Annotated in this window: 17 protein-coding genes; 9 read left to right on the forward strand and 8 right to left on the reverse strand. The window is 72.0% G+C overall.

The features are described 5' to 3' along the window. The first annotated feature begins 18 nt into the window (after positions 1 to 18). The gene (locus ABZ272_RS27415; protein WP_355052808.1) at positions 19 to 312 is read left to right on the forward strand and encodes a 4a-hydroxytetrahydrobiopterin dehydratase; all 294 of its coding nucleotides are present in this window, start codon (positions 19 to 21) and stop codon (positions 310 to 312) included. Next, a complete protein-coding gene (locus ABZ272_RS27420; protein WP_355052809.1) occupies positions 309 to 1,463 on the forward strand; it encodes an FHA domain-containing protein in 1,155 nt (384 codons plus the stop codon). The genes ABZ272_RS27415 and ABZ272_RS27420 overlap by 4 nt, the downstream gene beginning before the upstream one ends. Before the next feature lie 49 nt (positions 1,464 to 1,512). Here ABZ272_RS27420 and rocD read toward each other — a convergent pair whose 3' ends face one another. From rocD to ABZ272_RS27445, 5 genes are all read right to left on the reverse strand, one after another. Next, on the reverse strand, positions 1,513 to 2,727 hold the full coding sequence (rocD, locus tag ABZ272_RS27425) for an ornithine--oxo-acid transaminase (protein ID WP_355052877.1): 1,215 nt from the start codon (positions 2,725 to 2,727) through the stop codon (positions 1,513 to 1,515). After that, positions 2,727 to 3,542, reverse strand: coding sequence for a dimethylargininase (gene ddaH / locus ABZ272_RS27430; RefSeq protein WP_355052878.1), 816 nt, complete (start codon positions 3,540 to 3,542; stop codon positions 2,727 to 2,729). The genes rocD and ddaH overlap by 1 nt, the downstream gene beginning before the upstream one ends. A gap of 737 nt (positions 3,543 to 4,279) precedes the next feature. Beyond that, positions 4,280 to 5,125 (reverse strand): DUF4190 domain-containing protein, encoded by an 846-nt coding sequence (locus ABZ272_RS27435; protein ID WP_355052810.1) that lies wholly within the window; start codon positions 5,123 to 5,125, stop codon positions 4,280 to 4,282. A 118-nt stretch (positions 5,126 to 5,243) separates the two neighbouring features. Continuing rightward, positions 5,244 to 5,489: a hypothetical protein gene (locus ABZ272_RS27440; protein ID WP_355052811.1), complete on the reverse strand. Its 246-nt coding sequence runs from the start codon at positions 5,487 to 5,489 to the stop codon at positions 5,244 to 5,246. Then, the gene (locus ABZ272_RS27445; protein WP_355052812.1) at positions 5,486 to 5,650 is read right to left on the reverse strand and encodes a hypothetical protein; all 165 of its coding nucleotides are present in this window, start codon (positions 5,648 to 5,650) and stop codon (positions 5,486 to 5,488) included. Before ABZ272_RS27445 ends, ABZ272_RS27440 begins: the two co-directional genes overlap by 4 nt. Positions 5,651 to 5,840: 190 nt before the next feature. Between ABZ272_RS27445 and ABZ272_RS27450 the strand changes: the two genes are divergently transcribed. The 3 genes from ABZ272_RS27450 to ABZ272_RS27460 are packed head-to-tail and all read left to right on the forward strand — an operon-like array spanning position 5,841 to position 7,770. Further along, the gene (locus ABZ272_RS27450) at positions 5,841 to 6,728 is read left to right on the forward strand and encodes a helix-turn-helix transcriptional regulator (RefSeq protein ID WP_355052813.1); all 888 of its coding nucleotides are present in this window, start codon (positions 5,841 to 5,843) and stop codon (positions 6,726 to 6,728) included. Next, positions 6,721 to 6,921 carry a DUF397 domain-containing protein gene (locus ABZ272_RS27455; protein ID WP_355052814.1) on the forward strand — a complete coding sequence of 67 codons (201 nt, stop codon included), beginning with the start codon at positions 6,721 to 6,723 and terminating at the stop codon, positions 6,919 to 6,921. The genes ABZ272_RS27450 and ABZ272_RS27455 overlap by 8 nt, the downstream gene beginning before the upstream one ends. Before the next feature lie 39 nt (positions 6,922 to 6,960). Beyond that, positions 6,961 to 7,770, forward strand: coding sequence for a DNA-formamidopyrimidine glycosylase family protein (locus ABZ272_RS27460; RefSeq protein ID WP_355052815.1), 810 nt, complete (start codon positions 6,961 to 6,963; stop codon positions 7,768 to 7,770). Between the two features lie 9 nt (positions 7,771 to 7,779). Here the strand turns inward: ABZ272_RS27460 and ABZ272_RS27465 are convergent, their stop codons facing one another. Next, positions 7,780 to 8,646, reverse strand: a complete 867-nt coding sequence (locus ABZ272_RS27465; RefSeq protein ID WP_355052816.1) for an aminoglycoside phosphotransferase family protein — start codon at positions 8,644 to 8,646, stop codon at positions 7,780 to 7,782. 121 nt (positions 8,647 to 8,767) lie between these two features. Here ABZ272_RS27465 and ABZ272_RS27470 point away from each other — a divergent pair, with 121 nt between their 5' ends. From ABZ272_RS27470 to ABZ272_RS27485, 4 genes are all read left to right on the forward strand, one after another. Continuing rightward, entirely contained in the window at positions 8,768 to 9,604 is an 837-nt protein-coding gene (locus tag ABZ272_RS27470; protein WP_355052817.1) for a fructosamine kinase family protein, read from the forward strand. 13 nt (positions 9,605 to 9,617) lie between these two features. Beyond that, positions 9,618 to 10,043, forward strand: coding sequence for a nucleoside deaminase (locus ABZ272_RS27475; protein WP_355052818.1), 426 nt, complete (start codon positions 9,618 to 9,620; stop codon positions 10,041 to 10,043). A gap of 225 nt (positions 10,044 to 10,268) precedes the next feature. Further along, complete coding sequence (locus ABZ272_RS27480) at positions 10,269 to 11,534, forward strand: AGE family epimerase/isomerase (protein WP_355052819.1); 1,266 nt, start codon at positions 10,269 to 10,271, stop codon at positions 11,532 to 11,534. Continuing rightward, positions 11,531 to 12,484, forward strand: a complete 954-nt coding sequence (locus tag ABZ272_RS27485; RefSeq protein ID WP_355052820.1) for a carbohydrate kinase — start codon at positions 11,531 to 11,533, stop codon at positions 12,482 to 12,484. Before ABZ272_RS27480 ends, ABZ272_RS27485 begins: the two co-directional genes overlap by 4 nt. A gap of 292 nt (positions 12,485 to 12,776) precedes the next feature. On the opposite strand, the gene ABZ272_RS27490 is transcribed toward ABZ272_RS27485, so the two are convergent. Both ABZ272_RS27490 and ABZ272_RS27495 read right to left on the reverse strand, forming a co-directional pair. Continuing rightward, complete coding sequence (locus ABZ272_RS27490) at positions 12,777 to 13,745, reverse strand: LacI family DNA-binding transcriptional regulator (RefSeq protein ID WP_355052879.1); 969 nt, start codon at positions 13,743 to 13,745, stop codon at positions 12,777 to 12,779. Positions 13,746 to 13,817: 72 nt separating this feature from the next. Continuing rightward, a complete protein-coding gene (locus ABZ272_RS27495) occupies positions 13,818 to 15,197 on the reverse strand; it encodes an FAD-dependent oxidoreductase (RefSeq protein WP_355052821.1) in 1,380 nt (459 codons plus the stop codon). Positions 15,198 to 15,220: the final 23 nt, after the last annotated feature.

Raw genomic sequence — 15,220 nt, forward strand, 5'->3', positions numbered from 1 at the left:
GGCCGGTAGGGTCTGGTCATGGCAGACCTGCTCACCGCGGACGCGGTGCGGAAAGAGCTGGGCGGGTTGTCCGACTGGTCGGGCGACCCGACCGGCATCGGCCGTACCGCCCAGCTTGGCAGTTTCCCGGACGCCATCGCGGTGGTGGACCGGGTGGCGGCGGTGGCCGAGGAACTCGACCACCATCCCGACATCGACATCCGATGGCGGACCCTGACCTTCCGCTGTGTCACGCACTCGGCCGGCGGGGTCACCCTCCGGGACATCGAGCTGGCCAGGCGGATTGACGACATCGTCCGGAGCGCGGCATGAGATTCGAGATCAGCAAGGTGCTCGACGCCATCGAGGGGCGGGTCTGCACGGACCCGTCGCTGGCCCGGGCGGTGCTCGACCTGGCCGAGATCATCCGCTACCAGGACATCGACGGCGGTCGGCCGGCGAGCCTGCTGCGCCTCGGCATGGTCATCGACGCGCTCTCCCGCGAGCTGGAGGAGGACAGCGTCCAGGTGTACGCGGTGGTGCACCGCGCGCTGCTCTCCGACGCCGACCTGACGTCCAACGAGCGGATGGTGGTCCGCCGCTGGGCGGACGACGGGCTGGTCGAGGTGCTCGACAATCCCGGTGACCGGATGCTGGAGGTGGCCGACCTGCTGGGCGTGCCGGTGCTCACCCGGGTCCGTTTCGACGGGCTGCGTGGACGGTTCCCGTGGCTGGTCGAGCAGCCGGGTCGGGTGGTCGCCCCGGTGCCGGGCGCGGGTGGCCCGGCGTTCATCGCGCACGTCGGCGGCGGGCACGCCCCGGTCGCCGGCAAGCGCTCGCCCACCGGAGCGAAGCTGCTGGCCCGTGAGTGGCGGTGCCCGGAGTCGGGGTGCGCGCTGTTCGGCGGCGGTGGTGGGGGTGGCGCGTTCGCCGACCTCGCCGGCGGCGCGGACCGCAGTCCGGCCGCGCAGCCGCCGCCCTCGCTGCGCAACGGCGTACCGACCTGCCCCCGGCACGGCGCGCGGCTCGGTGACGTGGGCCCGCGTCCTCGTACGGAGGTGCTCGCGGTACGCGTCGGCGGCCTGGTCCGGCGGCGGTTCGTGCTCAGCGAGGAGCAGCCGGTGGTGGCCGGCCGGGCACCCGAGCAGGAGGGCGGGATCATGCTCGGGCAGTGGCTCAACGACGAGGCCCGGCGGTGGATCAGCCGTGGTCACGTCCACTTCGAGCTGCGGGTCGGCGAGGTCATCGTGACCGACATCAGTACCAACGGCTCGGGCATCCGACCGGCCGGCTCGATGGCCGAGTCGGACCGGATCCCGCTCGCGCCGCAGCAGTCCCGGGTCCTGGGCGAGAACGACATGATCGAGCTGTATCCAGGCGTGCAGATCGGCCGCGCCGAGGAGTTGCCCACCGGCGCCCCGTTCACCCCCACCTCGGTAATGGCCGAGGCCCCCACCATGGCGATGCGCCTACCCCGCCCCTGAAGCGCGAGGCGGGCGTCGTCGCCGACGCCCGCCTCACACACGTTCCGGGCTACGCGGCCAGTACCTCCGCTAGCGTCGTGATGGCCTGGTCGATCTCCTCTTCGGTGATGACCAGGGGCGGGGCTAGCCGGATCGTGGAGCCGTGGGTGTCCTTGGCGAGGATGCCGCGCTCCATCAGGCGCTCGCACGCCTCGCGTCCGCTCATCAGCGCCGGGTCGATGTCCAGACCGGCCCACAGGCCTCGGACACGTACGCCGACGAGGCCCTTGCCGACCAGCCCTTCCAGGCCGGCCCGCAGCCGCTCGCCCAGCTCGGCCGAGCGGCGCTGGAACTCGCCGGTCGCCAGCAGCCGTACGACCTCGGTGGCCACCGCGCAGGCCAGGGGGTTGCCGCCGAAGGTGGAGCCGTGCTGGCCGGGCTTGAGCACGCCCAGCACGTCGGTGTTCGCGGCCACCGCGGAGACCGGCACGATGCCGCCGCCCAGCGCCTTGCCCAGCAGGTACATGTCGGGCACGACGCCCTCGTGGTCACAGGCGAAGGTCCGGCCGGTACGCCCCAGACCCGACTGGATCTCGTCGGCGATGAACAGCACGTTCCGCTCGGTGCAGACCTGGCGGACGCCCGGCAGGTAACCCTCCGGCGGCACCACCACGCCCTGCTCGCCCTGGATCGGCTCCAGCAGCACGGCGACGGTGTTCTCGTCGATCGCGGCGGCGAGGGCGTCCAGGTCGCCGTACGGCACGACCGTGAACCCCGGGGTGTACGGCCCGAAGTCGGCGCGGGCGTCCTCGTCGGTGGAGAAGCTGACGATGGTTGTCGTCCGGCCGTGGAAGTTGCCCTCGGCCACCACGATGTTCGCCTGACCTGCCGCCACGCCCTTGACCTGGTAGCCCCACTTGCGGGCCACCTTGATCCCGGTCTCCACGGCCTCGGCCCCGGTGTTCATCGGGAGCACGAGGTCCTTGCCGCACAGCTCGGCCAGCTCCCGACAGAAGTCGGCGAACTGGTCGTGGATGAACGCGCGGCTGGTCAGCGTCAGCCGGTCGAGTTGGGCGTGCGCGGCGGCGATGAGCTGCGGGTGCCGGTGGCCGAAGTTCAGCGCCGAGTAGCCGGCCAGGCAGTCCAGGTAGCGCTTGCCGTCCACGTCGGTGAGCCACGCGCCCTCGGCCGACGAGATCACCACCGGCAGCGGGTGGTAGTTGTGCGCCGTCCAGCGCTCGGCGTCCCGGACCGCTCCCGGCGTACGCAGCTTGTCGTCCACGATCACTTGCTTGCCTTTCCCTGACGGAGTCGCAGCGTGCAACACTTCGGTCCGCCGCCGGCCTTACGCAGCTCGGACAGGTCGACACCGATGGTTTCGTAACCCCGGTCGCGCAGCTTGGCGGCCAGGTCGGTGGCCTGCGCGGGCAGCACGACGTGCCGTCCGTCGCTGACCGCGTTCAGGCCCAGCACCTCGGCGTCGGCCATGGTGGCGTGTACGGCGTCGGGGAAGAGCCGGCGCAGCACGGCCTGGCTGCCGGGGGAGAAGGCCTCCGGCAGGTACGCCACGGTCCGCTCGTCGAGGACGGTCAGCGCGGTGTCCAGGTGGTAGAAGCGCGGGTCGACGAGCTGCATGGTGATCACCGGGTAGCCGAAGACCTCCTGCAACTGGGCGTGCGCGGCGTGGGCGGTCCGGAAGCCGGTGCCGGCCAGCAGGTGGTCGCCGGCCAGCAGGACGTCGCCCTCACCCTCGTTGACGTGCTTCGGGTCGTACATCTCGAAGCCGGCGGCCTCGAACCAGGCCCGGTAGGCCGGCGCCTCGTCGGCGCGCTGCGGGTCGCGGAACTGCACGGCCATGGCCCTGCCGTCGATCACGGTGCCGCCGTTGGCGGCGAAGACCATGTCGGGCAGGCCGGGCACCGGAGTGATCTCCTCGACGGTGTGGCCCAGGTCAAGGTACGTCTGGCGAAGCTGCTCCCACTGCCGGACGGCCAGCGCGGCGTCGACCGGCGCGCTCGGGTCCATCCAGGGGTTGATGGCGTAGTCGACGGCGAAGTACGTCGGCCGGCACATCAACAGGCGCTGGCTGGTGGCGTCCATCGTCATTGTCCTGCTCCCAGGGGTCGGGCGCGCCCGGCCACCGTGGCCCACGGGCTGGCGCCGTTGCTCAACGTTATGCGGCGTCAGTGAAAGGATCCACCACCGAGAGTTGCGCAGGCCGTAGATCCGTTGCGTCTGATGGCTGTTCAGCTGCGATTCGTTGCGTGGATGGGCCGGCCAGTGCTGGCCGGTGCTCCGGGTCAGCCGCGCCACCGCTGTGCGACGACACCGTCCGCATGCCCGTGACGTCGCCCGTGGGCGCGACACCGTCCGTGCGCGGGCCGGCGTGGCCCCGGGGGGCGAGGGTACTGAGCGCGTCCTTTGCTCTGCTTCAGCGGAGGCAACACCCGCTGTCCGGTAATCGGACACACGGTGTTGCCTGGGTTGAAGCAGAGCAAAGGACGAAAGGAGGGGGGAGGGGGGAGGCAGAGCAAAGGACGAAAGGAGGGGGGAGGGGGGAGGCAGAGCAAAGGACGAAAGGAGGGGGGAGGGGGAGGAGTGGGGAAGGGCAGGAAGAGGCGGGGAGGGACCGCAATGCGGGAGTTGAGGGAGGGGGAGGGGCGCGGGTACGGGCGATGTCCCTCGCTGGAGACGGCCGGCGCGGGCCCCGGACACACTTCAGGGGCGGCGAATCGCCGCCCCTGAAAGGGTGTCGCCCTGCTGGTGAACCACCGTCGGGCTGCCGGCGAACCGCCGGCTCTTCGCCGGTGCACCACCGGCGAGCGGAACAGTGCCCGCTAGAAACGATCCACAAACTGTGAGTCAAGCCACTCGCGGAGGCGCTGCACCCAGTCGCCGTCCGTGGTCGGCCAGACGAACTGACCGGTCATCGCCAGCACGCCGACCACCACGGCCGCCAGGCCGATGAGGATGCCGAACAGCGCGTCGGTCTTGCCGGCGACGTGCCGGCGGCGGGTCGCCATCAGGCCGAGCACCGACAGCACCGCGCCGAACGCGCCGAGCCCGATGCCGTACCCGGCCAGGGTGCCGCTCAGCACGAACAGCGCGCCGACGACGGAGACGATCAGGCCGAGGGTGGCGAGCAGGCTGGCCCGCGGCTTCGGGCCGCGCGTCACCGGCTCCGGCTCGGTGTCGCGAGCGGGGGTCGTGTCGACCGGACGGTCGGTCACGTCGGGCCGCCGGGTCGTCGTCCGGCCGAGGTCCGTGTCGCGCTCCGGCCGTCGGGTCGTACCGTCGAGGTCCTTGTCGCGCTCGATGGTCGGAGCCGCGACGGTCGCGGCGGCGGCACCCGAGCGGGCAACGTCGGACCGGCTCTCACCCTCCGTCGTGCGAGCGGTGTCGGTCTCCGCCGGCCGGGCGGTGGCGGCGCGGGCCACGGCCGCGCGCTCCGCGGCCCGTCGCTCGGCCTCGCCGGCGCGCCCGGTCCGTCCGGCGGTCGCGGTGGCGTCGCCGGTCGCCGTGGTGCTGCGGTACGTCGTCTGGTCGGCGTCCCGGTCGGTCACGACCGGTCGGCTGTCGTCGGTCCGGCCCGTCTCGGTGACCGGGGTATCGGGACCGTCAAGGCTCTCGTCCCGCGTCGGCGTCTGCTCGGACCGCCGGGACAGCGAAGGAATCCTGACCACTACACACCTCCTGTTGAATGCGTGGTGGCCGACGTTCAGGGGTGGCACCCACGCGCTACGACCCCCGAAATACCCACCTCGGCGTTTCCTGACACCGATTCCGGGTACGGCCCGCCGATCAGGCGCGGATCGGCCGGTCGATGGCCCGCAGCACCCGCAGCCCGGCGCGTCGCACGTACACCTCCCGCTTGTCGACGGCCAGGCCCTTGTCGCTCAGGACGTAGCCGGTCAGCCAGACCCACCCCTCGTACGTCGGTCGCGGGTCCACGCTCACCAGTCGCAGGCGCAGCGCGCGGTCGCCGGAGAACTGCACCGAGCAGGCCGCGCCGATCAGCAGGAGGTCGCCGGTTTTCAGCTCGGTCACGTCGGCCAGTGCCCACGGTTGATCGGGATGCGGTGGCGGGCCCGGCAGGGCAGGTCCGCGCCGCAGCGGCACACCCTGCGCCAGCGTGCCCAACTCCAGACAGGTCGATGCCGGCGGGCGAGGGTCAGCGCGGTGACCAACAGATATTCGTTGTACGACACGCGCTGCTCCTTGACCAATGCCGCCCCATTTGTTGGTGACTCGAATAAGGGACAGGGTGTTCCATGCTGGCCCCCTTGTGCAACGTCACCCGCCCCCATAGCCTCGATTCGTATCGACGCACGCGGAATGCGCAACAAATGCGTGCGAGGCGCAACGATAAATGTTGCAGGAAGGGCGAGGTGATGTTGCATGACGGATGCAACAGTGGGGTCGACGGTCCCTCGGCGGCAGCTCGGGCGGCTGCTCACCCAGCTCCGCGAGGACGCCGCGGTGACGTTGGACGCCGCTGCCCAGGCGCTGGACTGCTCGCGGCAGAAGGTGTGGCGTATCGAGAAGGGGCTGGTTCCGGTGCGGGTCGTGGATGCCCGCGCGATGTGCGCTCTCTACCAGGTTCCGGAAGAAATGAGAGACATTGTGGCGGCGCTCGCCAAGGAGACGCGCGCCAAGGGGTGGTGGCATTCCTACGGCGATGTCGTCCCGTCGTGGTTCTCGCTCTACGTCGGCCTGGAATCGTCCGCTTCGACTCTGCGGCAATATGACTCGGAGCTGATCCCGGGCCTCCTGCAAACCCGCGAGTACGCCAGCGAGTTGTTCCGCCGCAAGAACCCGACCATGAGCGCACAGGATCGGGATAAGCTGGTGGAGCTGAGATTGCAGCGGCAGAGCATCCTCGTGCGCCGACTGCCCGCCGCGCCCGTCCTGCGGGTCGTCCTGTCCGAAGCGGTGCTACGGCGCACGATCCCCGACCGGCGGGCGATGGTGGGGCAGTTGCGCCACCTCCTCGCCGTGGCCACGCTGCCGAACGTGAGCCTGCGAGTGCTGCCGTTCGCCGCCGGCCCACCCCTGGCCAGCGAGACCGGCACCTTCGTGCTGCTGGGCTTCCCGCAGCCCCTTGGGCGGGCGTCGACCGAGCCGACCACCGTCTACCTGGAGAACATCACCGGCGCGCTCTACCTGGACAAGCCGGCCGAGGTGACCGCCTTCGAACAGGTCTGGTCGGACCTGGAGACGCTCGCGTCCACTGAGGCAGAATCAGAGAAAACGATCACATCGATCATCGAGGAGCATCATGACTGACCTCGCCCGGGCCCGCTGGCGCAAGAGCACCCGCAGCGGCGGGAGCGGCGGCAACTGCGTCGAGGTGGCCGACAACCTCCCCGGCGTGGTGGGCGTACGCGACAGCAAGGACCCGACCGGCCCGGCGCTCACCTTCACCCCGGCCACCTGGGCGACGTTCGTCAACGGCGTGAAGGAGCAGCGCCAAGCCTGACCAGGCCCTTCCCGGCACGGCTGGCTATCCTTGGCACCCGTGCCAGAGGGACACACGATCCACCGCCTGGCGGCCCGGCACGCCGAGCTGTTCGCCGGTGACAAGCTGCACGCCGCCAGCCCGCAGGGCCGCTTCGCCGACGGCGCCGCGCGGCTCTCCGGCACCGTCCTGGACAGCACCGAGGCGTACGGCAAGCACCTGCTGCACCACTTCGCCGACGAGGTGACCCTGCACGTGCACCTGGGGCTGTACGGCAAGTTCACCGACGGATCAGGGACGCCCCCCGAACCCGTCGGCCAGCTGCGGCTGCGACTGGCCAGTGACCGGCACTGGTTGGATCTGCGCGGTCCGACCGCCTGCGAACTGCTCACCCCGCCCGAGGTCGACGCCCTGCGGGCCCGGCTCGGCCCGGATCCGCTGCGCGCCGACGCCGACCCCGAGCGGGCGTACGCCCGGATCTCCCGGAGCCCGACGCCCCTCGCGGCGCTGCTGCTGGACCAGTCGGTGGTGGCCGGCACGGGGTTGATCTTCGTGACCGAGGCGCTGTTCCGGGCCGGGCTGCCGCCCACGATGCCCGGTCGGACGCTGACCCGGACCGGCTGGGACGCCCTCTGGGACGACCTGGTCGCGCTGATGCGGCTCGCCCTGGACCACGGTCGGATCGACACCGTCCGCGACGCCCACCTGCCCGAGGCGATGGGTCGACCGGCGCGCGTCGACCGCCACGGCGGCGAGGTGTACGTCTACCGCCGCGCCGGCGCGCCCTGCCACATCTGCGGCACCGAGGTCAGTCGCGGCGAGCTGGTCGGCCGCAACCTCTACTGGTGCCGTACCTGCCAGGCCGGCTGACCCTCGGCGTCAGTCGTTTCCGAGCAGCCAGCGGACCACCTCGACCTGGTGCGCGAAGACGACCTGGTCGGCGATGCTCCAGGCCAGGCAGTGGCCGACCGTCCAACCCCGGACCCGGTCGACGTCCAGCCCCAGGTCGGCGCTGAGCCGGTCGAGCCGGTGCCGGACGGCGGCCGGCGAGTGACCCAGCTCCGGACCGCGTACGAGGGGCACCACCGAGAACTCCCGCTCGCCGATCAGCGGCTTCGGGTCGATCGCCAGCCAGGGGGCGCGCTCGGCGGCGAGCACGTTGCCGGCGTGCAGGTCCTGGTTGACGAGTACCTGCTCGCCCTGGCTCGCCGACAGGTCGACCAGCAGGGCGAGCGCCGCGTCCAGGAGTCGCCGCTCGTACGGCCGGCCGGCCCGTTCCCAACTGCGCGGCATCCGGTCGAGCCAGCCGGCGGCCTCCTCGGCGAGCGGGGTGAACGGCGTGCCGGCCGGTCGCCAGAGTCGGGGGAGCAGGTCGACCGCCGCGTCCAGCGCCCGGTCCATCGGCAGCTCGTGCAGGGGCGTACCGGGTCGGCAGCGCTCCACCAGCAGCGCGCGCCGATCGACGTCGTGGGCGAGCAGCCGGATCGCGCCGTCGCCGGCCCAGTGGGCGAGCGCGTGGGCCTCGTACCGGCTGTCCTCGTCCGGGAACTGGACCTTGAGCACGGCCGCCGTACCGTCGGGCAGATCGGCGGGGAGCGCCACCGAGGCGTACGCGTACCGGAACGGCGGACCGAGCCGCAGCGACCACCGCTCGGCGCACTCGGCCACCAGCGTCGGCAGCGCGGTCAGCCAGGCCCGGCCCACCGCTGACGCTCGTACCCAACCAAGCCCCTCGGGCAGTTCCATCCCGCCATCCTGCCCGCGCCCTGGGTGGGTGACATACCGGGTGGACACCGGATCGGACATCCGGGAGCCTGTCGTGATGCGACCGGGGCCGTTCTTACGGGAGAGCCTGCGGCGCGCCGGGATGAGCGATGTCGTCGCCGTCGAGCCGGCGGCGGGCGGGCTCGCGGCGCTCGCGGGCATCGCCACCCGCCGGGACGCGCCGCCGGTGTTCGTCAAGGCGTTCGCCGAGCCGCCGGCCGACGACGTCTTCCCCGCCGAGGCCGACGGGTTGGCCGCGCTGCGCGACCTGGGCGGCGTGCCGACGCCCGAGGTGATCCTCGCGGACCGGGACGTGCTGGTGCTGTCGCTGCTGCGGCCCCGGCCGAGCACCGAGGCGTTCTGGGAGCGGTTCGCCCAACAGTTGGCCCACCTGCATCTGAGCACGACGCATCCGAGCTTCGGTTGGCACCGGGACAACTGGCTGGGGCGTCGCCGACAGGTCAACACCTGGAACGACGACGGGTTCGCGTTCTTCGCGCAGCACCGGCTGCTCCGGTGGCTCGGCGAGCCCCGTGTCGACGCCGCGCTCGACCGGCAGGACCGGGTGGCGCTGGAACGGCTCTGTTCGCGGCTGCCGGAGTTGCTGCCGGACCGGCCCGCGTGCCTCACGCACGGCGACCTGTGGGCGCAGAACATCCTGTCCATGCCGGACGGGGAGCCGGCGCTGATCGACCCGGCGGTGTCCTACCTGTGGGCCGAGGTCGACCTCGCCCACGTCTGGACGACGTCACCCCCGCCCGAGGCGCGGCGGTTCTTCGACGTCTACGCCGAGCTGACGTCGCTCGATGCTGATTGGCGGGCCCGGATGGCGATCGTCCAATTGCGACAGCACCTCGCGGTGCTGGCCCAGTTCGACGACGATTGGGGCGCGGGCGACCAGATTCGCGCCACACTCGCCCCGTTCCGCAGCAGGACATGACCCGGGAGGCCGTGTGACACCCGACGACGAGAAGTTCCTCCGCCGCGCCGTGGAGATCGCCAGCCGGGCCGGGGCGTCCGGCGAACGGCCGTTCGGCTCGTTGCTGGTCGACGCGGACGGTGTCGTCCTCATCGAGGACCACAACACCGTGGTCTCGGATTCGGACATCACCGCCCACCCGGAGTTGAAGTTGGCCCGCTGGGCCGCCCGGGAACTGTCCGCCGAGGTGGCCGCCGGCACCACCATGTTCACGAGTTGCCAGCCCTGCCCGATGTGCGCGACGGCGATCGACCGCTCCGGCCTCGGCCGGGTCGTGTACGCGCTCTCCAGCGAGCAGTTCGAGGAGGTCAAGCCGGCCACCCCGGCGCTGCCTCCGGTGCGCTACGAGGGGCCGGCGCTGTTCGAGGAGGCGCGTCGACCGATCGACGACCACTACTAGGCACGGGACGCGAATTGACAGTGAGCCGGCGGTCGGAGCAGGGTTGAGGGGTGACAACGATGTCAACGGGCAAACGGGATGATGTTCCTCATGATCCTTGTTGCGCCGTACCCCCTTCGGTCGACCAGCTCCGGGCGTACCGTTAGCGGGTTTGCCGGCGCGGACCCGGTCCGTCCGCCGATCCTTGCCGTATGCCCCTTCGCACCTCGACGGTGACCAGCTGAGATGACCGACGCGCCCCGCTTCGACGCCGAACCGACCCCTGCCCCGGCAGGGGTGCCCGACCTGCCCGACCTGGGCGGGTTCCTCGCCGACCAGACCCGCACGCTGCTCGACACGGCCCGCCGCTCGGTCCGACCCGAGGGTGGCTTCTGGTGGCTGACCGACGACCGCACCCCGGACCGGGGTGAAGCCGTCTACACCTGGATCACCTGCCGGATGACCCACGTGGCCGCGCTCGCCCACCGCAACGGCGACCCGGATGCCGCCGCCATTGTCGACCACGGCGTCGCCGCGCTCGACACGCTGCTGCGCGACGACCGGTACGGCGGCTGGTTCAACGCGGTCGACCAGCAGGGCGCGCCGATCGACGAGCGCAAGGCCGGGTACGACCACGCATTCGTGCTGCTCGCCGCGTCGAGCGCCGCCCGGGCCGGACGACCCGGCGCGGACCGGCTGCTCGCCGACGCGCTCAGCGTTGTCCTGGACCGGTTCTGGGACGACGAGGCGGGCGCGGTCCGCGAGTCGTGGAACCGGGACTGGACGGTCACCGAGGACTACCGGGGCGCGAACAGCAGCATGCACATGGTCGAGGCGTTCCTCGCCGCTGCCGCCGCCACCGGGGACACGAGCTGGACCGACCGGGCGCTACGGATCGCCACCCACCTCGTGCACACGGAGGCCGCCCGGCACGACTGGCGGCTGCCCGAGCACTTTACGGCCGACTGGACGCCACTGCTCGACTACAACCGGGACCAGCCCGCCGACCCGTTCCGGCCGTACGGCTCGACGATGGGCCACTGGCTGGAATGGGCACGGCTGCTGCTCGAACTGGAAGCCGTCCTGCCCGAACCGCCGGGCTGGCTGCTCGCCGACGCCCGTACCCTCTTCGCCGCCGCCCTGCGACGTGGCTGGGCGGTCGACGGCGCGGACGGCTTCGTCTACACGATCGACTGGGACGACCGGCCCGTGGTCCGCTCCCGGATGCACTGGGTGCTGGCCGAGGCCATCGGCGCGGCGGTCACCCTGCACCGCCGCACCGGAGACGCCGTCTACGCCGACTGGTACCGGGTCTTCTGGGCGTACGCGTGCCGCTACCTCATCGACGGCACCGGCTGGCGGCACGAGCTGGACGCGCGGAACCTGCCCGCCGACACGGTCTGGCACGGTCGACCCGACGTGTACCACGCGTACCAGGCGGTGCTGCTGTCCCGCTCGGCCGACGGCCTCGGTGGCCCCGGCCCGCTCGCCCCGGGCACGGTGACCGCATGATCGTCGTGGCGGGGGAGGCCCTCATCGACCTGGTGGTCACCGCCGACGGGGAGCGGGCGGTCCCGGGCGGTTCGCCGGCGAACGTGGCGGTCACCCTGGCCCGGCTCGACCAGCCGGTACGGCTGCTGGCCCGCCTCGGCCCCGACGAGTACGGCCGGCAGATCGCCGACTACCTGGCGGCCAACCACGTGGACCTGCGCTGGGCCGTCCGCGCGCCCGAGCCCACCTCGGTGGCGGTCGCCACCCTGGACGCCACCGGACAGGCCAGCTACGAGTTCCGGCTCGACGGTGCGGCGGACTGGCAGTGGACGCCGCAGGAACTACCCGACCTCGCCGACTCCTCGGCGACGGCCCTGCACACCGGGTCGCTCGCCCTCGCGCTCGCCCCCGGCGCGCAGGCGCTGGAAGGGCTGCTCGCCCACGAACGCGACCGCGGCGGGCTCACCCTCTCGATCGACCTCAACCTGCGCCCGAGCATCGTCACGGACCGGGCCGCCGAGCAGGAGCGGGTACGCCGGCAGGTGCCCCTCGCGCACCTGGTCAAGGCCAGCGACGAGGACCTGGCCTGGCTCTACCCGGACCGGTCGATCGCCGACGTGATGGCCGAGTGGCGCGAGGCCGGAGTGTCCTGCGCGGTGGTGACCCGCGGTGGTGAGGGCGTATGGCTGCTCGCCCCGAACGGGGTGCTGCACGAGCAGCCGGCCGTACGCACCACGGTGGTGGACACCGTCGGCGCGGGCGACTCGTTCACCGGTGGCCTGCTCGCCGCGTTGGCCGACATCGACGCTCTCGGCGACCGGCCGACCGAACGGCTAGCCGCCGTGACCGAGCAGCAGTGGACGACGGTGCTGCGCCAGGCGGCCACGGTGGCCGCCCTGACCTGCGCCCGCCGAGGCGCCAACCCCCCAACCCAAGCCGAAGTCAAAGCCCTCCTGGCAGCCCCGCACTAAACCCACCACCCCACCCACCACCCCGCCCGCCCCGCCGCCCCCGCCCCGCCCCGCCCCGCCCGGTCGATCATGGACTTGTGGTGGGCGTTCCGTGGTGCTTTGCGGCTTACGCGAGGCACCACAACCCCATGATCGACGCAGCCAGAACTCCGAGACCTCCGCGATCTTGCACTTTCTGTCCCGACAAGACCCCTAGACCTGCGCAAAACGGCGACAGAAACTGCAAGATCGGCGAGGGCGAGGGCGAGGGCGAGGGCGAGGGCGAGGGCGGGGGCGAGGGCCAGCCTGAGGGCTAGGGGAGGCCTCGGTGTAGGAGGCGGGTGGGGAGGACTGTCGTCGACGGTGGGGAGTCGTCTCCGGCGATCCGCTCGAAGAGGCGCTCGGTGGCCACCCGGGCCAGTTCGCGCGTGTCGTAGGCGACGACGGTCAGCGGTCGGGGCATCAGGTGGGCCAGTTCGAAGTCGTCGAAGCCGACCAGCGCCGCGTCGCTGCCGCGGCGGTGCAACTCCTGCAACGCGCCGACCGTCAGCCGGTTGTTGCCGCAGAAGAAGGCGGTGGGCGGGTTCGGGGAGTCGAGCAGCGCGCCGACCGCCCGCCCGGCGTCCTCGGGGGCGATCAGGCGGTCGCGGACCAGTGACTCGTCCGACTCGATGCCGGCTGCCGTCAGGGCCGTACGCGCGCCGACCAGCCGCTCGCGCATGGTGGGCACGCTCGGCGCGCCGAGCAGGAGAGCCACCCGCCGGTGCCCCTCGTCGAGCAGGGCCTCGACCCCAGCCCGGCCGCCGCCGGAGTTGTCCAGCAGCACGGTGTCGGCGAGCAGCCCCTGCGGTGGCCGGTCCAGGAAGACCACCGGCATGCCCAGCTCGACCTCGCGGCGCAGGAACGAGTGGTCCGGGCCGGCCGGTACGACCAACAGCCCGTCGACGCGGCGCTGGGTGAAGTCCTGCAGGACGGCGCGTTCGCGCTCGGGATCCTCCTCGGAGGAGGCGGTGATCAGCATCGTCCCGTGCGCGGCGGCGATCTCGGCGGCCACGCTCGCGATCGTGGCGTAGAACGGGTTGGCGATCTCCTCGATCAACAGCCCGACGGTGGCGTTGAGCTGCCGTGAGCGCAGGTTGCGCGCGATGTCGTTGCGCCGGAAGCCCAACTCGGTGATGGCGGCGAGCACCCGGCCGAGCAGCTCCTGACCCACCGGCTCGTCGTTGACCACCCGGGAGACCGTCTTCAGGCTTACTCCGGCGTGCCGGGCGACATCGACCATGGTCGGACGTCGGCGCGCGGCGGACCTGGTCGGGGTCTGGGTCACGGGGTGGACCTCCACGGCGGGCGCGGGTCAGCGATCGAGCGCGGCGAGCGCGTCGACCGCCTTTCGGGCGGCGATCAGCACCGGATCCCAGACCGGCGCGTACGGCGGAGCGTAGCCCAGGTCCAGTGCGGTCATGTCGTCCACGGTCATGCCGTTCCACAACGCGACGGCCAGAGTGTCGATCCGCTTGGCCGCCTCGGACCAGCCGACGATCTGCGCGCCGAGCAGACGGCCGCTGGGTCGCTCGGCGATCAGCTTGACGGTCATCGGTCGTGCGCCGGGGTAGTAGCCGGCCCGGTTGGTCGACTCGGCGATCACCGAGATGAAGTCGAAGCCGGCCGCCGAGGCGTCCCGCTCCCGCAGACCCGTCCGACCGACCTCCAGGTCGCAGACCTTGGTCACGGCCGTGCCGATCACGCCGGTAAAGGTGGCGTACCCGCCGCCGATGTTGATGCCAGCGACCCGGCCCTGCTTGTTGGCGTGGGTGCCGAGCGGGATGTAGACCGGCATCCCGCTGACCCGGTGCAGGGTCTCCACGCAGTCGCCGGCCGCCCAGACCCCGGGAAAGCCGGGGACCCGCATCCGCCGGTCCACCCGGATCGCGCCGGTCGGTCCGAGCGGCAGCCCGGCGGCCTCCGCGAGCCCGACATTGGGGCGTACGCCCAGACCCAGGACCACGACGTCGGTCGGGATCGGGCCCTCGGCGGTGACCACGGCGGACACCCGGCCGTCCCGCTCTTCGAGGTCGGTCACCGGCAGGCCGCTGCGGATGGTGATGCCGAGGCCGCGCATGGCCTCGGCGACGAGTTCGGCCATGTCCTCGTCCACCGTCGACATGGGTTGCGCGGCCTGCTCGACGAGCGTGACGGACAGGCCCCGCTGGATCATCGCCTCGGCCATCTCCACGCCGATGTAGCCACCGCCCACCACCACCGCCCGGCGCGGCTGCGGGTCGGCGTCCAACCAGTCGCGCAGCGCCGCGCCGTCGTCGAGGGTCTGCACCCCGAACACGCCGGCGATGTCCGAGCGCGCCCACGCCGGCTTGGTCGGTGTCGCACCGGCCGCGTACATCAGCTCGTCGAAGCGTTCCCGAATCTCGCCGCCGTGGTCCAGGTCCCGTGCGACCACCTCGCGGCGTTCGAGGTCGATGGCCGTCACCTCGTGGCGCATCCGTACGTCGATGTCGAACTTCGTACGGAACGTCTCCGGCGCGCGCGCGATCAACTCCTCCGGGCCGGACACCACGCCGCTGATCCAGTACGGGATGCCGCAGGCCGAGTAGGAGGTGAAGTGGCCCCGCTCGAAGACCACGATCTCCAGGTCGTCCCGGTCGCGGCGGCGGCGTGCCTGGGACGCCGCCGACATGCCGGCGGCGTCCCCGCCGATGACGATCAATCGTTGCGCCACAGGATCATCCTGTCACGCGGCGC

Source organism: Micromonospora sp. NPDC005979 (assembly GCF_040614415.1).
Classification (GTDB): Bacteria; Actinomycetota; Actinomycetes; order Mycobacteriales; family Micromonosporaceae; genus Micromonospora.